Raw genomic sequence first — 16,587 nt, 5'->3', positions numbered from 1 at the left:
AATGCGCTCATGGACAAGGTCGGGACGGACAGGGCGGTGACGTCCGCTACGGCCGGTGGCGGTATACGGCTGGTGCGGCGGTCCTCGCACCGTGAGGCGCCCCGTCGGTGGCCCGAGGACTGCTCGCCGTTGTTCGGGGCAGGAGACGGCAGGCCGTGGCAGGTTCTCGGTGGTCCCGGAACCGGCAAGACTTCTCTGATCGCCGATGTCGCGGTGGCACGTATGACGGCGGCGGGTAGTGATCCCGAGTCCGTGCTGGTGCTGACTCATTCGCGGCAGGCCGCGGTGGACATGCGGGAGCAGATCACGGCAGGTCTCCTGGGGGCGGACTCCGCACCGCGCGCGACCCGCGAGCCGTTGGTCCGGACCGTGCATTCCTACGCCTTCGCGGTGCTCCGGTTGCAGGCGTCCGGATACGGCAATCCGCCGCCTCGGCTGCTCACCAACGCCGATCAGGACTCGGTCATCCGCGAGATGCTGCGCGGCGAGGTCGAGGACGGCGCGTCTCGGTGGCCCGAACGTGTGCGGCCGGCCCTGGGCCTGGTCGGATTCGCGTCCGAGTTGCGCGACCTGATCCTGCGCGCCGCCGAGCGGGGGCTCGGCCCCGAGGACCTGGTGGCATGGGGACGCAAGCATGCACGTCCGGAGTGGGTCGCGGCCGGCAAGTTCGCGGCCCAGTACGAGCAGGCCATGCTCCTGCGCGGCTCCGTCGGCGTGGAGACGCCGGAGGCCACGGCGCCGGGCCTCGACGCTGCGGAACTGGTCGGCGCGGCGCTCACCGCGTTCGCGACCGATCCGGATCTGTTGGTGCGGGAACGCACTCGCATACGGCACGTTTTGGTCGACGATGCCCAGCACCTCGATCCTCAGGCGGCACAGCTGATCCGGCTGTTGGCCGCGGGCGCGTCGTCGACCGTCGTCGCGGGTGACCCCGATCAAGCGGTGTTCTCGTTCCGCGGTGCGGACGCGCGGTTCCTGGCAGATCTGGACGACCGGATGGGAGCTCGGCGAGTCGTTCTGTCGCACAACCATCGTGCGTCGGCTGCCGTCGGCTCGGTCGCAAGCGCCGTCGCCTCGATGCTTCCGGGACGCGTCGGTCATCGAGTCGCGGGGGCGTATCGGGACGAACCGCAGGGGGACGGCACGGACAGCGACGTCGTGACACGAGCGGTGCCACCTGTTCGAGTCGTGGTGGCGTCGTCGACGGCGAAGGAAGCCGTCGCTATCGCGGACACGTTCCGCCGCGCCCATCTCGCGGACGGCGTGGCGTGGTCGGACATGGCCGTGGTCGTCCGATCGGTTCCTCGCTCGCTGCCACCGCTCCGCCGAGCCCTGCACGCGGCGGGCGTCCCCGTCGTGTCGTCCGCGACGGCGCTGCCTCTTCATCGCCAGCGCGGCGCCGCAGCGTTGCTGCTGGTGATGCGCGCTGTCGCCGCGTCGCGCTGTGCTCCGGAGAGGTCGCAGACGGTGTTCTCCGAGGACGCGGCGCTCGCATTGGTGGAAGGTCCCATCGGCGCTGCGGATCCGCTGGCGGTCCGTCGGCTGCGCCGCGGTCTCCGACGCGGCGACGTCGGCGAGGGTGGCGATCGGGATTCGTCGACACTGCTGCGCGCCGCCGTGATCGGTGACTCGGTCGACGAGATCGTCGGTCGGCTCTCCGATGTCGAGAGTGCCCCGCTCCGACGGGTGCGGGCGGTCGTCTCCGCCACCGCGGCGGCCGTCGGCGCGTCGGGTCGGCGCGTCGAGGAGGCTCTGTGGGCGGGATGGCGCGCAACGACATTGGAACGTCGGTGGGTTGCCTCGTCGGCGCGTGGTGGACCGCTGGGAGTCCAGGCGGACCGCGACCTGGACAGCGTCGTCGCGCTGTTCGACGCGGCGGCGTCGTACGTGGATTCGCTTCCGCGCGGAACCCTGGAGGGTTTCGTCGACCACGTGACGGACCAGGAGATACCTGTCGGAGACGGGCGTCGGGAGGCGGTGACTCCGGACGCCGTGCGGGTGATCAGCGCACACGCGGCCGTCGGTCGTCAATGGGATGTCGTGGCAGTGGCCGGTGTCCAGGAAGGGCTCTGGCCCGCCCTGCGGCCACGTGGATCGCTCCTCGGAGTCGAGGCTCTGGTCGATCTCGCGGCAGGGATCTCGGACGGTGGGCGTGACCTGGAGGACCGGGTCTCCCGCACCGCGCCGCTGCTCGCGGAGGAGCGGCGTCTGTTCCTCGTGGCGTGCAGTCGGGCCCGGTCGTCCCTCCTGGTCACGGCGGTGGATTCGGTGACGGGCGGTTCCGACGCCGTGCGCTCTCGCTTCGTGGACGAGGTGCTGGCATCGGGTCTCGCGCGTCACTCCGTGGGTGACCCGTCGTCGGACGAGGTGCCTGCGGAGGCACCGCAGGGCCGTGTCCTCGCGTTGCCCGCGCTGGTGGCCGAGCTGCGATCCGTGGTGTGTGATCAGGGTGTCGCCGAGGCGGATCCGGCCAGACACGCCAGGGCGGCGAGCCACCTCGCGCGACTGGCGCGGGAAGGAGTTCGGGGAGCACACCCGGACGAGTGGTACGGGGTGTCCGGTATCAGCACCGACGAGGCGTTGTGGGATCCGGAGGACGGGCCCGTGTCGCTGTCACCGTCGACGGTCGAGGTGCTGACGGCATGCCCCCTGCGGTGGGCGCTCGAGCGCAGTGGCGGTACCGACGGTGACACCGTGCACGCCGTCACCGGAACCTTGGTGCACACGTTGGTGCAGGCCGTTGCCGGTCGCGTGCCTCCCGTCGAGGTGCGACGCGAGCTCGAGAAGGCATGGGTGGCAGTCGATCTGGGGTCTTCCTGGTTCTCCCGCAAGGAATTGGCGCGTACGGCCACGATGATCGATACGTTCCAGGAATGGATGAGTCGATCTCGCGGAGAGCTGACCGCCGTCGGAGTCGAGGTGCCGGTCGACGGCATCCTCCCGCCCCGGACGCCGGACGAGCCGTCCGTTCATCTGCGCGGCCGCATCGATCGGCTCGAACGCGATCCCGACGGCCGAGCGGTCGTGATCGACGTGAAGACGGGGAAGAATCCCGCCTCCGCCGCGGCGACCGCGGACCATGCGCAGCTGGCCACGTACCAGATCGCGCTGGCCGCGGGTGCGGTCGAGGGCGAACCGGCGGGCGATCCCGGTGGTGGTCGCCTGGTGTACGTCGCGAAGGGGCACCGCAGCACCGGAGCCACGCAGCGGACGCAGCCGCCGTTGTCGGGCGAGACGCTCGAGCAGTGGCGTGACGTGGTGGTCGACGCTGCTCGCGCGACCCGTGGGCCGGTCTTCGAGGCTCGCGTGAACGACGGATGTCGGCACTGCCCGATAGCGTCGTCGTGTCCGGCTCAGGACAAGGGACGGCAGGTCACGGAGGGGTGAGTACGACGACGATCGACGATGCCGACGGGGCTCGTGTCAGCCCGGCGGAGCTGGCGTTCGCGCTGGGTCAGAATCGGCCGACGGACGAGCAGTCGAGCATCATCGCCGCTCCTCGCGGTCCACTGCTCGTGGTGGCCGGCGCGGGTGCCGGCAAGACGGAGACGATGGCTGCGCGGGTGGTCTGGATGGTCGCCAACGGCCTGGTCCGTCCGGAGGAGGTGCTGGGGCTGACCTTCACGCGCAAGGCTGCGCAGCAACTGACGTCCCGGATCAGGCAGCGGCTCGCGAGACTCGCGGGATCGGATCTGATCCGTCGACTGGACCCGTCGGGAGAGCTTCGCCGTACCGTCACCTCGGGCGAGCCCGAGGTGAGCACCTATCACTCGTACGCGGGCAGGCTTCTCGACCGCCACGGGATGGTTCTGCCGCTGGAACCGTCCACCACTCTGGTCTCCGAGACGGAACTGTGGCAGTTGGCGCATCGCGTCGTCGCCGGCTGGGACGGTGACATTCCGCTCGACCGGACTCCGGCGTCGATCACCGAATCCGTTCTGGCTCTGTCCGGGCAACTGGCGGAGCACCTGGTCGAGCCGTCCGACCTCCTCGAAGCGCACACCGAGTTCGAGAAGCTCGTCCACCATCTTCCGCCCGGTCCCGGGCAGAAACAGGGGGGACCGAAGAAGGAGCTCCTGAACGTCCTGGCCGTCCAGGAGGACCGGATAGCCCTGCTGCCGTTGGTCGTTCGACTCCACGAGGTCATGACGCGAGACGGTCTCCTCGACTTCGGCCGCCAGATGTCGCTCGCTGCGCGGGTGGCGGCGGACCATCCCGACGTCGGGCGCGACGAACGCTCTCGCTGCCGCCTCGTTCTGCTGGACGAGTACCAGGACACCGGCCACGCTCAGCGCGTCCTGCTGTCCTCGCTGTTCGGCGGCGCGAAGGATCCGTCGCTGACAGTGACGGCGGTGGGTGATCCGATGCAGTCCATCTACGGCTGGCGTGGTGCGTCCGCCGCCAATCTGCCGAGGTTCGCACACGACTTTCCTCGCACCGCGCGGCGTCCGGCGGAGATCGCGCAGCTGTCCACGAGTTGGCGCAACCCGCCGGAGGCGCTGGCACTCGCCAACGCCGTCGCCGCCCCGCTGCGTATGCGAGGTGTCGCGGTGGACGAACTGCGCGCGCGGCCGGGCGCCGGCGCGGGCGATGTCCGCCTGGCGCTCACGGAGACGATCGACGACGAGCGGCACTGGATCACCGAGACGATCGTCGAGCAGTATCGCCTCGCACGAGACGCCGGCGTCACACCGCCGACCACCGCGGTGTTGGTGCGGCGCAACGCAGACTCCGGACCGATGGCGGAGATGTTGCGGCGAGCGGGACTGCCCGTCGAGGTCGTCGGACTCGGGGGGTTGCTGCGCACTCCGGAGGTCTCCGACCTCGTCGCGATGTTGCGGCTGGTCAGTGACCCGCTGGCCGGCAGCGCGGCCATGCGCATCCTCACCGGTTCGAGGTGGCAGTTGGGTGCAGCGGATCTGCGCGCGTTGTGGCGCCGGGCCCGTGAGATCGCCGCGCATACCGGACGCGGCCGCACCGGTGCCGTCACGGACGCCGACGAACTCGGGCGCGCTCTCGAGGACGGAATGCCCGGTGAGCGTTCCGAGCAGTCGGGCCTCGTGGACGCCATCGCGGATCCGGGCGACGCGTCGCGGTACTCGACGGCTGGCTTCTCTCGCATCTCGGCACTCGGAGGCGAGCTCCATGCGCTGAGAGCCCGCCTGGGCCAACCACTCCCGGACCTCGTGGCCGACGTCGAGCGCGTACTGGGCATCGGAGTCGAGGCGGGGGCGCGGCGGCGGTCCGGTGATGCGGGTGGTCGTGAACACCTCGATGCGTTCGCCGACGTGGTGGCCGAGTACAGCGATCAGCAGACGGCCACTCTCACCGGCCTCCTGACTTTCCTGTCGGCCGCGGACACCGTCGAGGACGGGCTCGCTCCCGGCGAGGTGGACGTCGACCCTCATCGCGTGCAGGTGCTCACGGTCCATGCCGCGAAGGGGCTCGAGTGGGAGATCGTCGCGGTCCCGCACGTCGCGGAGACCGTGTTCCCGTCGACCCGAGCATCCGCGTCGTGGTTGGGATCGGTCGCCGAGCTGCCGCCGTCGCTGCGCGGGGATCGGGCGATCCCGGGCGACGACACCGGGGGAGTCCCCGTGCTCGACCTCGGTGACGTGACCCATCGAGGCGACATCGACACCGCGATCACCGACCACAAGGCGGCTCTCGCACGCCGACGTCTCGAGGAGGACCGCAGGCTCTTCTACGTCGCTCTCACCCGGACCGAGCGCGTGCTCCTGGTGTCGGCGCATCATTGGACACCCGGCGCGTCCTCGCCCAAGGGGCCGTCGGACTTCTTCATGGAGTTGCACGCGACCGTTGCCGGGGACGCCGTCGGTCGGATCGACGAGTGGCAGCCCGCGCCGGAGGACAGCGCCGAGAACCCCTATGCAGCAGTGCGATCGGTGTCACTGTGGCCGGCTGATCCACTCGGCGCACGCCGAGCCGATGTGGATGCCGGGGTCCGCGCCGTCCGCGACGCGTTGGCGGACGATGCCGCCGGGCGGACGCGTGTCGAGGCGCAGGACGAGTCGGCGACTTCCGACGATCCGGACGGATGGGCGCACGATCTGGAGTTGTTGCTCGCGGAGCGGTCGGCGGTGACCCGTCCGGGTACCGACGTGGTCGTTCCGAGCACGATGTCGGTCAGCCAGGTGGTGAACTTGGTGGCGGACCCCGATGCCCTCGCGTCCACGCTCCGTCGTCCCGTCCCGTATCCGCCCAATCCGTTGGCCCGGCGCGGTACGGCTTTCCACGCGTGGGTCGAGCGCCGCTTCGGCGCCACCCGCCTGCTGGATCTGGACGAGCTACCCGGCGCCGCAGACGGGGCATCGACCGCCGACGCCGATCTCGAGGAACTCCAGCGGGCGTTCGACGCGTCGCCCTGGGCGCTGCGGAGCCCGATCGAGGTGGAGGTGCCCTTCGAGACGTCCGTGGGTGGAGTGGTGCTTCGCGGGCGCATGGACGCCGTGTTCGCCGATTCCGACGGCGGATGGACGGTGGTGGACTGGAAGACGGGCGCGCAACCCACCCCAGGCGAGGAGGCTGCGGTGTCGATCCAGCTCGCGGCGTACCGCCTGGCCTGGGCGGAACTGATGTCCGCGACACGCGGGGCTCCGGTTCCGCTCGAGCAGGTTCGCGCCGCGTTCCACTACGTCCGTTCCGGTGTCACGGTCGCACCGTCCGATCTCGCCGATGCGGAGCAGCTCTCGCTGCTGATCTCGAGTGCCGGCCACGATGCCTCGGCGCCGTGACAGCGCGTCACCGTGCGTCCCGGTACACCTTCCACGCCTGCGTGATCAGCGGGATCTGCAGCGGAAGTCGGGCGACGACACCCGCTTTCATCGCAGTGGAGGTCTTGTCACTCGCCAACCAGGACATGGCCATCTGCACGTTCGCCGGGAACACCGCGACGAAGAACGCGGCGGCGACGGCGCCCGAGACGCGGCGAGTACGCGGGACGGCGAGTCCCGCAGCCAAGCCGAGCTCGGCGACACCGGAGACGTAGGTGTAGGTCCGGGGGGACCCGGGAAGAACGTGCGGCACCTGCGAATCGAAAGGCGCCGGTGTGACGAAGTGCAGAACCCCGGCGCCACCGAGGAGCACGGCGAGGCGGGCCGCCGCAGCATCCGCTGCCTTCGTGCGAGGAGAACGCAGAACGGAATCGAGCAGCGGCAGGTTCGGGAGCGTCATGGACGCAGCCTGCACGACGACGGCGTCCGTGCCAAGCGGACCATGCCGTCCGCGCGTCCACGTCGCGCGCTCCGTTACAGTCACGTCAGTCGATGTGGACCGGATCGACGGACGACGAACGACGAACGAGGACGACTCATGGCGGGACGGTTGCGCAGGCGACTGCAGAACACCGACGCCGGACTCACCGACCGTCCGGACTTCGCGCTGGTGGGTGTCCTGCGCATACCGGAATTCGAGCAGAGTCCGTGGCGTGCGATCTACCGGCGCATCCTGATCGCGCTGGCCACTCTGTTCCTGGCCGCCATGGTTGTCTACGTCGACAGGGACGGTTACGCCGACAACCAGGACAATCAGCTCTCGTTCCTGGACGCGTTCTATTACACGACAGTGTCGTTGTCCACCACCGGGTACGGAGACATCGCACCCATCACGCCGTCGGCGCGCCTGGTCAACATTCTGGTCATCACACCGCTGCGCATCTTCTTCCTGATCCTGCTCGTCGGAACCACCCTGTCAGTCCTCACCGAACGTTCACGTCAGGCGTTCAAGATTCAGCGATGGAGGCGCAGCGTGCGCAATCACACCGTGGTCGTCGGGTACGGCACGAAGGGTCGCACCGCGATCGCCGCCATGTTGGGCGACGGGGTGTCCGCATCCGACATCGTCGTCGTCGACACCGATCAGTCGTCGCTCGAAGCGGCCGCCAATCTCGGACTCGTCACCGTGTTCGGTTCGGCAACCCGCTCGGACGTCCTGCGACTGACCGGCGCTCAGTACGCCGCGTCGATCATCGTCGCCACCAATCGTGACGACACCGCCGTGCTGGTGACACTCACAGCGCGCGAACTCGCGCCGAAGGCGAAGATCGTGGCGGCGGTACGCGAAGCGGAGAACGTGCATCTCCTGCGACAGTCCGGCGCCGACTCCGTCGTGGTCTCCTCGGAGACTGCGGGACGACTGCTCGGAATCGCCACGACGACGCCGAGCGTGGTCGAGATGATGGAGGACCTGCTCACCCCTGAGGCCGGTTTCGCCATCGCCGAGCGAGAGGTCGAGAGGGACGAGGTCGGCGGGTCGCCGCGTCACCTGTCCGACATCGTCCTGGGCGTGGTGCGCGACGGACGGCTCGTCCGTGTCGGCACGCCCGAGGTCGACGCCATCGAGGCAGAGGACAGACTGCTCTACATCCGCCGCGTCTCGAACTGAGCTCGTACCCGGTCCGGCGAGGCCGTCGCCGATCAGTAGGGTCGTGAGGTGTCCTTCAGACTTCGCTCCGAACCCATGCTGTCGCGCTCACCCATCGATCGTGCCGAGGAACTTCGCCGCGACGATGCAGCACTCGCCGCGGGGTGGCCGACTGCCTCTGTTCTGCGCGTCGACGCCCACGGCCGCGTTCCCGTCGAGAACGGCCGCGTAGCACTGGTGCCCGCAGCCGAGGTGGGAGAGTCGTCGCCGGCGGACGCGGTTTTCCTCGGAATCGTCGACGATCGCCACGTCTGGGCGGTGCCGGTGTCCGAACTGTCCGGCGAGGTCACCGATCTCCGGTCGTTCGGCGATGTGCTGACGGAATCGTCCGCGGGACTCGTCGTCACCGCGGTGGCGCTGCTGAATTGGCATCGTGCAGCCGCGTTCAGTGCGCGTGACGGCTCACCGACAGTTCCGGCCGCGGCGGGATGGTCACGCGTCAGCACATCGACGGGACACGAGGAGTGGCCCCGGTCGGATCCGGCGATCATCGTGCTCGTGCACGACGGTGCGGACCGCGTCCTGTTGGCTCGACAGCCCGTGTGGCCGGAGCGTCGCATGTCCGTGCTTGCCGGCTTCGTGGAGGCGGGCGAATCCTTGGAGACCTGCGTGGCGCGAGAGGTGCACGAAGAAGTCGGTCTCACCGTGTCCGACATCACGTACCTCGGTAGTCAGCCGTGGCCTTTTCCTCGATCGGTGATGATCGGATTCGCCGCTCGCGCCGACATCGACGAACCGCTGTCGTTCAACGACGGAGAGATCGCCGAGGCCCGATGGTTCAGCCGCGACGAAGTACGTACCGCGCTGGCTGCGGGGGACTGGAGCGCGTCCGAGGACGCGCCGCTCCTGCTGCCCGGATCCATCTCGATCGCTCGCGCGATGCTCGAATCCTGGGTCGCCGCGACGTGATCGCGGCGGTCCCGGGACCGAGCGACTGGCGGATCGTCAGAGGCCGATAGCCTTCTTGACCTGCGCCAAGCTCGGGTTGGTGGCGGTGGATCCGTCGGCGAACTTCAGGGTGGGAACCACGTGGTTGCCCCCGTTGACGCTTCCGACGAACTCGGCCGACGCCGGATCCTTCTCGATGTCGATCTCGGTGTAGGCGATGCCGTTCTCGTCCAGCTGCGTCTTGAGTCGACGGCAGTATCCGCACCAGGTAGTGGAGTACATGGTCACGGCGGGCGCGTGTGTGTCGTTCTGCTGTCCTGTAGTCACAGCGAGGTCAACGTGCAGTCGTGCTCGGTTTGTTCCGGGGTGCCGGTGTTCGGCGTGACTCGGCGGGTGCAGCGGGAGTGTCGGTGCGGGCTGACATGATGGACCCGTGAAGGACAGTGACGCGGTGGTGGGACTCGACCCGGAACAATCGGCCGCTGTTCTCGCTCCCCGTGGTCCCGTCTGCGTGCTGGCCGGCGCGGGTACGGGCAAGACCCGGACGATCACTCGACGCATCGCTCATCTGATCGCCGACGGGCACGTCAAGCCCGGCCAGGTCCTCGCCGTGACGTTCACGGCCCGCGCTGCGGGCGAGATGCGTGAGCGTCTCCGGAGCCTGGGCATCCACGGTTCCGAGGGGCAGGTCCAGGCTCGAACGTTCCACGCTGCATCCATGCGCCAACTCAAGTACTTCTGGCCGCAGGTCGTCGGCAACACCGACTGGCGATTGCTCGACCGTAAGTTCGGCATCGTCGGGCAGGCCGCGTCGGCGGCGGGTGCATCGACGTCGACGGACAGTGTGCGGGACCTCGCGGGAGAGATCGAGTGGGCGAAGGCGTCCCTCGTCGCGCCGGAGGACTACGCCGCCACGGCAGCGCGCCTGCACCGCGACACCCCGACCGACGCGGACCGGGTGGCCGCGGTGTACGAGGGGTACGAGCAACTCAAGAACCGTGATCCCGATGCGGTCCTCCTCGACTTCGACGACCTCCTGCTGCACACGGCCGCTGCACTCGAGAACAGTCCGGCTGTGGCGCAGGAGTTCCGTGAGCGCTACCGCTGCTTCGTGGTGGACGAATACCAGGACGTGACGCCGCTCCAGCAACGAGTGCTCGATGCGTGGCTGGGGGACCGGGACGACCTCACGGTGGTCGGTGACGCCAACCAGACGATCTACTCCTTCACCGGTGCGTCGCCCCGCTTCCTGCTCGACTTCTCGCGCCGGTTCCCCGATGCCACCGTCGTCAGGCTCGAGCGTGACTATCGGTCGACGCCCCAGGTGGTCGGTTTGGCCAACAAGGTCATCGGTGCGGCGAAGGGTCGTATCGCGGGTACACGGCTGCAACTGATCGGCCAGCGACCGGCGGGTCCCGAGCCGACGTTCGTCGAGTACGACGACGAGGTGTCCGAGGCTGCCGGCGTCGCCAGGACGGTGCAGCGCCTGATCCGGACCGGGACGCGCCCGTCGGAGATCGCGGTGCTGTACCGCATCAATGCCCACTCCGAGGCGCACGAGAAAGCGCTGACGGATCTGGCTGTGCCGTATCAGGTTCGAGGTGGTGAGAGCTTCTTCCAGCGGCAGGACGTGCGGTCGGCCATCGCCGCCGTGCGCACCAGTGCGGCCAGGGACGACCTCCCCGACGACGCTCGATCGGGCGCCGGACTGCCGCGCCTGATGGAAGCGGTTCTGGCACCGCTGGGTCTCGGCGCGACCGAACCGAACGGTGCACAGGCGCGGGAGAAGTGGGCCGCTTTGCGGGCGCTGGTCACGCTCACCGAGGACCTGGTCGTTCAGGTACCGGACCTGGATCTCGACGGCCTGCTGCGGGAGTTCGCCGCGCGCGCCGAGGCGCGTCACCCTCCGGTGGTCGAAGGCGTGACTCTCGCGTCGCTGCATGCGGCGAAGGGCCTCGAGTGGGACGCCGTCTTCCTGGTCGGTCTCACCGACGGCACGTTGCCGATCAGTCATGCTCTCGGAGACAGTAATTCGGCTCCCGACGAGGCAGCGGTCGAGGAGGAGCGGCGCCTGCTGTACGTGGGCGTCACCCGTGCGCGCGAACATCTCGAGTTGTCGTGGGCCCTCGCGCGCAACGAGGGCGGACGTAAATCACGACGGCGGTCTCGCTTCCTCGTGGATCTGGTCCCGGATTCGTCCCCGGCATCGCGCATCGCGGCCCCCACCGTGAACAAGAAACGTCCTGTCTGCCGGGTGTGCGGCAAGCAGGTCATCGGGACCGTCGCCACGATGCTCGGTCGGTGCGAGAACTGCCCGTCCGACGTGGACATCCCGCTGCTCGAATCGTTGCGGACGTGGAGATCGGAAACCTCGAAGGCCCTGAAGGTTCCGGCGTACGTGGTGTTCAGTGACAACACGCTGACCGCGATCGCGGAGCAGCGTCCGCGCGATGACAGGGGTTTGGTCGCCATCCCCGGTATCGGTGCGAAGAAGCTGGAACGGTTCGGAGCCGACGTCCTGGCCCTTGTCGACGCTCGACTCACGGCGAGCGACTGACGTCCATCTCCGCAGGTAGAAAAAAGGTTGTGCCGAATTCGGTCGCCGCTTACTGTGTATTTCGTACCCGATCGAATTCGACTGTCCGGCGAAGGAGGTGTCACCCGTGAAGATCTTCCAGAAATCAGCACTGGCCCCGAACGCTGCATTGTGCATGCCGCAGAATGCGTCGCCGTTCGCCGCCTGGACGTCGGAATACAGCCCCGTTCTGTCCGCTGTGGGTGGGGCACCGGTTGCCCGCCGTCATCGAGGACGCCGGACGCAGAGTGAATTCGTGAGTATCGGTGCTCGTCGGGAGAGATCTCGATAGGCACCACCCAGCTTTCCTGACCGGAGGCCACGGATTCGCATACGCGATCCGTGGCCTTCGTCGTAGGAGAACCCTTCGACTTACGTTCACGGACTTCGCAGTCACCGCACACATCATCACCGTGAAACGACGTAGAAGAGGAGAACGACGTGTCACCCGCAGCTACTCGGACGACATGCCGCACAGACAGTGTCGCGCTCGATCAGCCGACCATGGACCGTACCGACATCACCGAGCTCGCCACGCAATTGCCCTGCCGCCGTGCGGATCCCGACCTGTGGTTCGCTGAGTCACCGGACAGGCTCGAACGCGCCAAGCAGCTCTGCGCGCACTGCCCCATCCGATCGGGGTGTCTCGACGCGGCACTCGACCGGGCGGAGCCCTGGGGTGTGTGGGGCGGCGAGATCTTCGATCAGGGAGTTGTCATCGCTCGCAAGCGTTCTCGCGGACGCCCGCGCAAGAACGCGGTAGCTCCCACCCCGGCCGTCGTCTGCGCATGACGGCGGCCGGGTGGGGCTTCACTACTCGACGAAACCGGGCATCCATTCGGTGAGGATGGCCATGTACGGAGCATTCGCGTCCAATTGGGCGCAGATTCCGACGGACCCGAGCAGGACTCGGAAGATGACCGCGTACCGGGGAGGGAGGTTCAACGATCGCGCGGTGCGGAACTGGGGGCCGCTGAAGTCGGCAGCCTTACCGGCGGTGCCCTGCAACCACTTCCGCGTGAAGTGGAACGACTCGGTCTTGATGGGATCGGTGAACGGACGCAGGTAGTCGGCGATCTCCTGCTCGGTCACCTCGCGCCCGGGAATGACGAATCCGTTCTCCTTGAGCAGTTCGGTGAGCTCGTCGAACTTCTCGTCGCGTGACAGTCTGACCATCCGACCCAGCTCGGGCGGGAGTCCGTTGGGCAGAGTCAGGCACGCACCGTAATCGATGACACCGAGTCGACCGTCGTCGAGAAGCTTGAAGTTTCCGGGGTGCGGGTCCCCGTGGATACGTCCGACCCTGGCAGCGGATTCGAAGTGGAACCGGGCAAGGTTCTCGCCCGCCGCATTGCGCTGGTCGACGGTGCCGCTCGCGATGATGGACGACATCGACGTCCCGTTCATCCACTCGGAGATGACGACCTTCGGGGAACTTGCGACCACGCGCGGCACCGCGAAGCGCTCGTCACCGTCGTAGACCTTCGCGAAAGCCCGCTGATTCTCGCCCTCGATGCGGTAGTCGAGTTCTTCCTCGGTCCGCGCCGACATCTCGTCCAGAACTGCCTTGACGTCGGTACCCGGAACGATCGTGCCCAGGATGCCGACGAAGCGGGACAGGGTCTTAAGATCCGCGCGCAGGGCCTCGTCGGCCCCCGGATACTGGATCTTCACGGCCACGTCGCGGCCGTCCGACCATGTCGCTCGGTGCACCTGTCCGATGCTCGCCGATGCGGTGGCGGTGTCGTCGAACTCGGTTATGCGCGAACGCCACCCGGTTCCAAGCTGCTGATCCATGACGCGGTGCACTGTCGAGACGGGCATCGGCGGGGCCTCGGCCTGCAGTTTGGTCAGAGCTTCGCGGTAGGGCTCGGCCATCTCGTCCGGAACGGCGGCTTCCATGACGCTGAGGGCCTGCCCCAACTTCATGGCCCCGCCCTTCAGCTCACCGAGAACCGCGAACATCTGCTGCGCAGCCTTCGCGCTGAGTTCGGCGTCGATCTCGGCGCGATTACCGCCCGCGAGCTTGCGCCCGAATCCCATGGCTGCGCGGCCGGCCATCCCGATGGGGATGCTTGCCATCTTGGCGGTCCGTGCGGAACTCCTGCGGGGGATGTCGGGCATGCCTCCATCATGTCTGACGTTTCGCCGATGCGCCGCGACCGGTCCTGCGGGCGACGCGGTCCGTGACACTTCACATCGGATTCGGTCTCTCACCGTCGTCCGCAACTGCACAGTGGGTGCCTCGTCCACCGGCGTCGGCGGGTCGTCGCCGCCCGGGTGTCCACCTCGATACTGTGGCCGATCGTCGCGGGCGCGGGGGATTCTGCATGAGCTTCCGTGAATTGGATCACCTGTGCTGCGGCGAACGCTGCCGTCGCCGTGACGGTCGGGCCCGATGCCGACCCGATGCTGCCGAGCAGTTGGGCTGCTAGGTGAGGCCACTCGCGGTCGTAGTCGCAGCGGGTCAACTCGACGCATTCCAGGCACGGCGTGTGGCCCGGAAGGACGAGCGGTCCGACGACGCCGGTTCCGTCGCGTGATCGGACAGGAAGGTGAGCGATCCCGTACGTCATCAGTGCTCGGGCGACTTCCGGGGCGCACACCACCGAATCGGCGACGACGACGCAGTCGAACTCGGCATGGTCGCGGGGGAGTGTCACGTGCCGTCTGGCGACCCTGCAACCAGGTGACAGGCCTATCGCGACGGCGTCGGCAAGTGGACCGCGGCCCAGGACCAGGACGGCCGCGATGCGGGTCGGCGACGGACGCCGACGTTCCACGATGCCGAACCTCTCGAGCTCCGCCAGGATCTCGGTCAACACGGACGCATCCACGCCGAGTTCGGACGCGGACCAGTAGATCTCCGGAATCGACCGGCGTCCGTCCATGGATCGCAGCACGGACGCCATGACCGACGCGCTCACTCCGGCGGGTGGCTCCAGCACGAAACGCGCATCGGGATGCCATCCGACCTGCAGCGTGCCGTCCCGTCGTGGGAGGAGCGTCAGGGAGTCGCTCACGAACGGCACACCGTCCCGGCGCGCTCGTGCTGTCACCGTCTCGGGCGCGGGTGACGAGTCTGTTTCGGCCACAGCGTCGGTCATGGACCCGACGATGACAGCCGGGCTCGGCCGGTGCGTCTCGGACGGACGACGTTATCCACAGGCTGCAGCCCTGTGACCTGGTCTTCCCGAATGTGGTCACCCGGAAAGGCCAGGTCGGGACATCAGGCCGGCGCGGGCCCGTTCTCGTCGTCGCCGTCGGCCTTCTCGGCGGCACGCTTGCGCTCGAATTCCTCGAGCTGAGCGATGGGATCGTCGAACGTGCCGGTGTCGCCACCGGCCAGCCGGTCGATGAACGAGGAGGGCTCGTCCAGGTCCGAGGCGTCGGGGAGCAGGTCGGGATGGGCCCAGACGCCGTCGCGACCCTCGATGCCGGCGGCCTCGGTCAGAGTGCGCCACAAGTTCGATGCTTCGCGCACCTTGCGGGGACGTAGCTCGAGTCCGACGAGGGTGGCGAAGGTCTGCTCGGCCGGGCCGCCGGATGCGCGACGGCGCCGCATCGTCTCCGACAGCGCGGATGCGCCCGGCAGTCGCTCCCCGAGTGCAGCGGTGACGACCGTGTCCACCCAGCCCTCGACGAGGGCCAGCAGCGTCTCGAGACGCTCCAGGGCGGCTTTCTGTTCGGGCGTGGTCTGCGGCTCGAATGCACCCTGGGACAGGATCTTCTCCAGCTGGCTGGGATCGGTGAGTGCCGACGGATCGATACCGCGGGCAGCGTCCTCGATGGCACCGAAGTCCATGCGGATGCCGCGTGCATATTCCTCGACGGTGGCGAGGACGCGCTGGCGCAACCACGGCACGTGGGAGTACAGACGGTGGTGGGCCACCTCGCGGGCGGCGAGGAAGACCAGCACTTCACGTTCGGGGAGCTCGGTGCCCTCAGAGAATGCGGCTACGGCCGACGGGAGAAGCGCGGCGGTGTCGGACGGTCCGAGCGGGAGCCCGATGTCGGTCGAGGTCAACACCTCTTTCGCCAGCTGACCCAGCGCCTGCCCCAGCTGCGAGCCGAAGGCCATCCCGCCCATCTGACCGAGCATGCCGATCATCGGGCCGACCATCTGCTGAGCTTCCGGCGGCAGCGCGGACGTCCACATGCCGGAGATCTGCTCGGCGACCGGGTCGCACAACCGCTTCCAGGTGTCCAGAGTGTTGGTCAGCCACTCCTCGGGCGTCCATGCCTCGGTGCGCTTCGCGCCGGCCGGGAGGATGGTCGCCTCGTTCAGCCACTGCTCGGCCAGGTGAGCAGCGTCGACGATGGCGGTCCGGGATCCCTCACGAACGGGCGTGCTGGATCCGATCTGCTGCAGTGCCAGCTTGCGGGCGACGTCGTAGTTCACGGGGCCGCTCGCGCCACCGGTCCCCATGCCGCTGAACATCTGCCCCATCTGCGTGAACATCTGGCCCAGCGCGGCCGGGTCGAAGCCTTCCGCGCCGAATCCGAACGCGCCCCCACCGCCCCCGGGCGTACCGGGACCGCCACCGGACCCCTTGTCCTTGTCGGGGTCGTCGTCGGAGTTGGAGAATCCGAAAGGGCTGTTACTCATGCCTCAACGGTACAAGCCCGGCAGTGGTTCTACAGGGTCGCGCGGTGCGCCGAGCGCGAACACCGTGACGGTG

General features: G+C 68.4%; 11 protein-coding genes. 6 read left to right on the top strand and 5 right to left on the bottom strand.

Annotation, left to right across the window (positions count from 1 at the left end; all coding sequences use genetic code 11):
• The first annotated feature begins 9 nt into the window (after positions 1–9).
• Positions 10–3,387, top strand: coding sequence for an ATP-dependent helicase (locus ASG64_RS00580; protein WP_056069108.1), 3,378 nt, complete (start codon positions 10–12; stop codon positions 3,385–3,387).
• Entirely contained in the window at positions 3,318–6,755 is a 3,438-nt protein-coding gene (locus ASG64_RS00575; protein ID WP_082517916.1) for an ATP-dependent helicase, read from the top strand. The genes ASG64_RS00580 and ASG64_RS00575 overlap by 70 nt, the downstream gene beginning before the upstream one ends.
• A 7-nt stretch (positions 6,756–6,762) precedes the next feature.
• On the opposite strand, the gene ASG64_RS00570 is transcribed toward ASG64_RS00575, so the two are convergent.
• Positions 6,763–7,194 carry a DoxX family protein gene (locus tag ASG64_RS00570; RefSeq protein ID WP_056072372.1) on the bottom strand — a complete coding sequence of 144 codons (432 nt, stop codon included), beginning with the start codon at positions 7,192–7,194 and terminating at the stop codon, positions 6,763–6,765.
• 138 nt (positions 7,195–7,332) lie between these two features.
• Between ASG64_RS00570 and ASG64_RS00565 the strand changes: the two genes are divergently transcribed.
• Entirely contained in the window at positions 7,333–8,403 is a 1,071-nt protein-coding gene (locus tag ASG64_RS00565; RefSeq protein WP_042573261.1) for a potassium channel family protein, read from the top strand.
• 75 nt (positions 8,404–8,478) lie between these two features.
• Complete coding sequence (gene nudC / locus ASG64_RS00560; RefSeq protein ID WP_042573395.1) at positions 8,479–9,351, top strand: NAD(+) diphosphatase; 873 nt, start codon at positions 8,479–8,481, stop codon at positions 9,349–9,351.
• A 36-nt stretch (positions 9,352–9,387) separates the two neighbouring features.
• Here nudC and ASG64_RS00555 read toward each other — a convergent pair whose 3' ends face one another.
• Positions 9,388–9,612 (bottom strand): mycoredoxin, encoded by a 225-nt coding sequence (locus ASG64_RS00555; protein ID WP_042573396.1) that lies wholly within the window; start codon positions 9,610–9,612, stop codon positions 9,388–9,390.
• Between the two features lie 151 nt (positions 9,613–9,763).
• Between ASG64_RS00555 and ASG64_RS00550 the strand changes: the two genes are divergently transcribed.
• Complete coding sequence (locus ASG64_RS00550; RefSeq protein ID WP_056069104.1) at positions 9,764–11,887, top strand: ATP-dependent DNA helicase UvrD2; 2,124 nt, start codon at positions 9,764–9,766, stop codon at positions 11,885–11,887.
• A 522-nt stretch (positions 11,888–12,409) separates the two neighbouring features.
• The gene (locus tag ASG64_RS00545; protein WP_056069101.1) at positions 12,410–12,697 is read left to right on the top strand and encodes a WhiB family transcriptional regulator; all 288 of its coding nucleotides are present in this window, start codon (positions 12,410–12,412) and stop codon (positions 12,695–12,697) included.
• Between the two features lie 21 nt (positions 12,698–12,718).
• Here ASG64_RS00545 and ASG64_RS00540 read toward each other — a convergent pair whose 3' ends face one another.
• The 3 genes from ASG64_RS00540 to ASG64_RS00530 form a co-directional block, all read right to left on the bottom strand.
• Positions 12,719–14,029, bottom strand: a complete 1,311-nt coding sequence (locus tag ASG64_RS00540) for an ABC1 kinase family protein (RefSeq protein WP_056069098.1) — start codon at positions 14,027–14,029, stop codon at positions 12,719–12,721.
• An 89-nt stretch (positions 14,030–14,118) separates the two neighbouring features.
• Positions 14,119–15,012 carry a TOMM precursor leader peptide-binding protein gene (locus ASG64_RS00535; RefSeq protein WP_056069095.1) on the bottom strand — a complete coding sequence of 298 codons (894 nt, stop codon included), beginning with the start codon at positions 15,010–15,012 and terminating at the stop codon, positions 14,119–14,121.
• A 122-nt stretch (positions 15,013–15,134) separates the two neighbouring features.
• The gene (locus ASG64_RS00530; protein ID WP_056069092.1) at positions 15,135–16,514 is read right to left on the bottom strand and encodes a zinc-dependent metalloprotease; all 1,380 of its coding nucleotides are present in this window, start codon (positions 16,512–16,514) and stop codon (positions 15,135–15,137) included.
• Between the last annotated feature and the right edge of the window lie 73 nt (positions 16,515–16,587).

Origin of the sequence: Rhodococcus sp. Leaf247 (assembly GCF_001426185.1) — a bacterium.
Taxonomy (GTDB): Bacteria; Actinomycetota; Actinomycetes; order Mycobacteriales; family Mycobacteriaceae; genus Rhodococcoides.
Note: the sequence above shows the minus strand (reverse complement) of the source record. Positions and strands in the feature narration are given on the sequence as shown.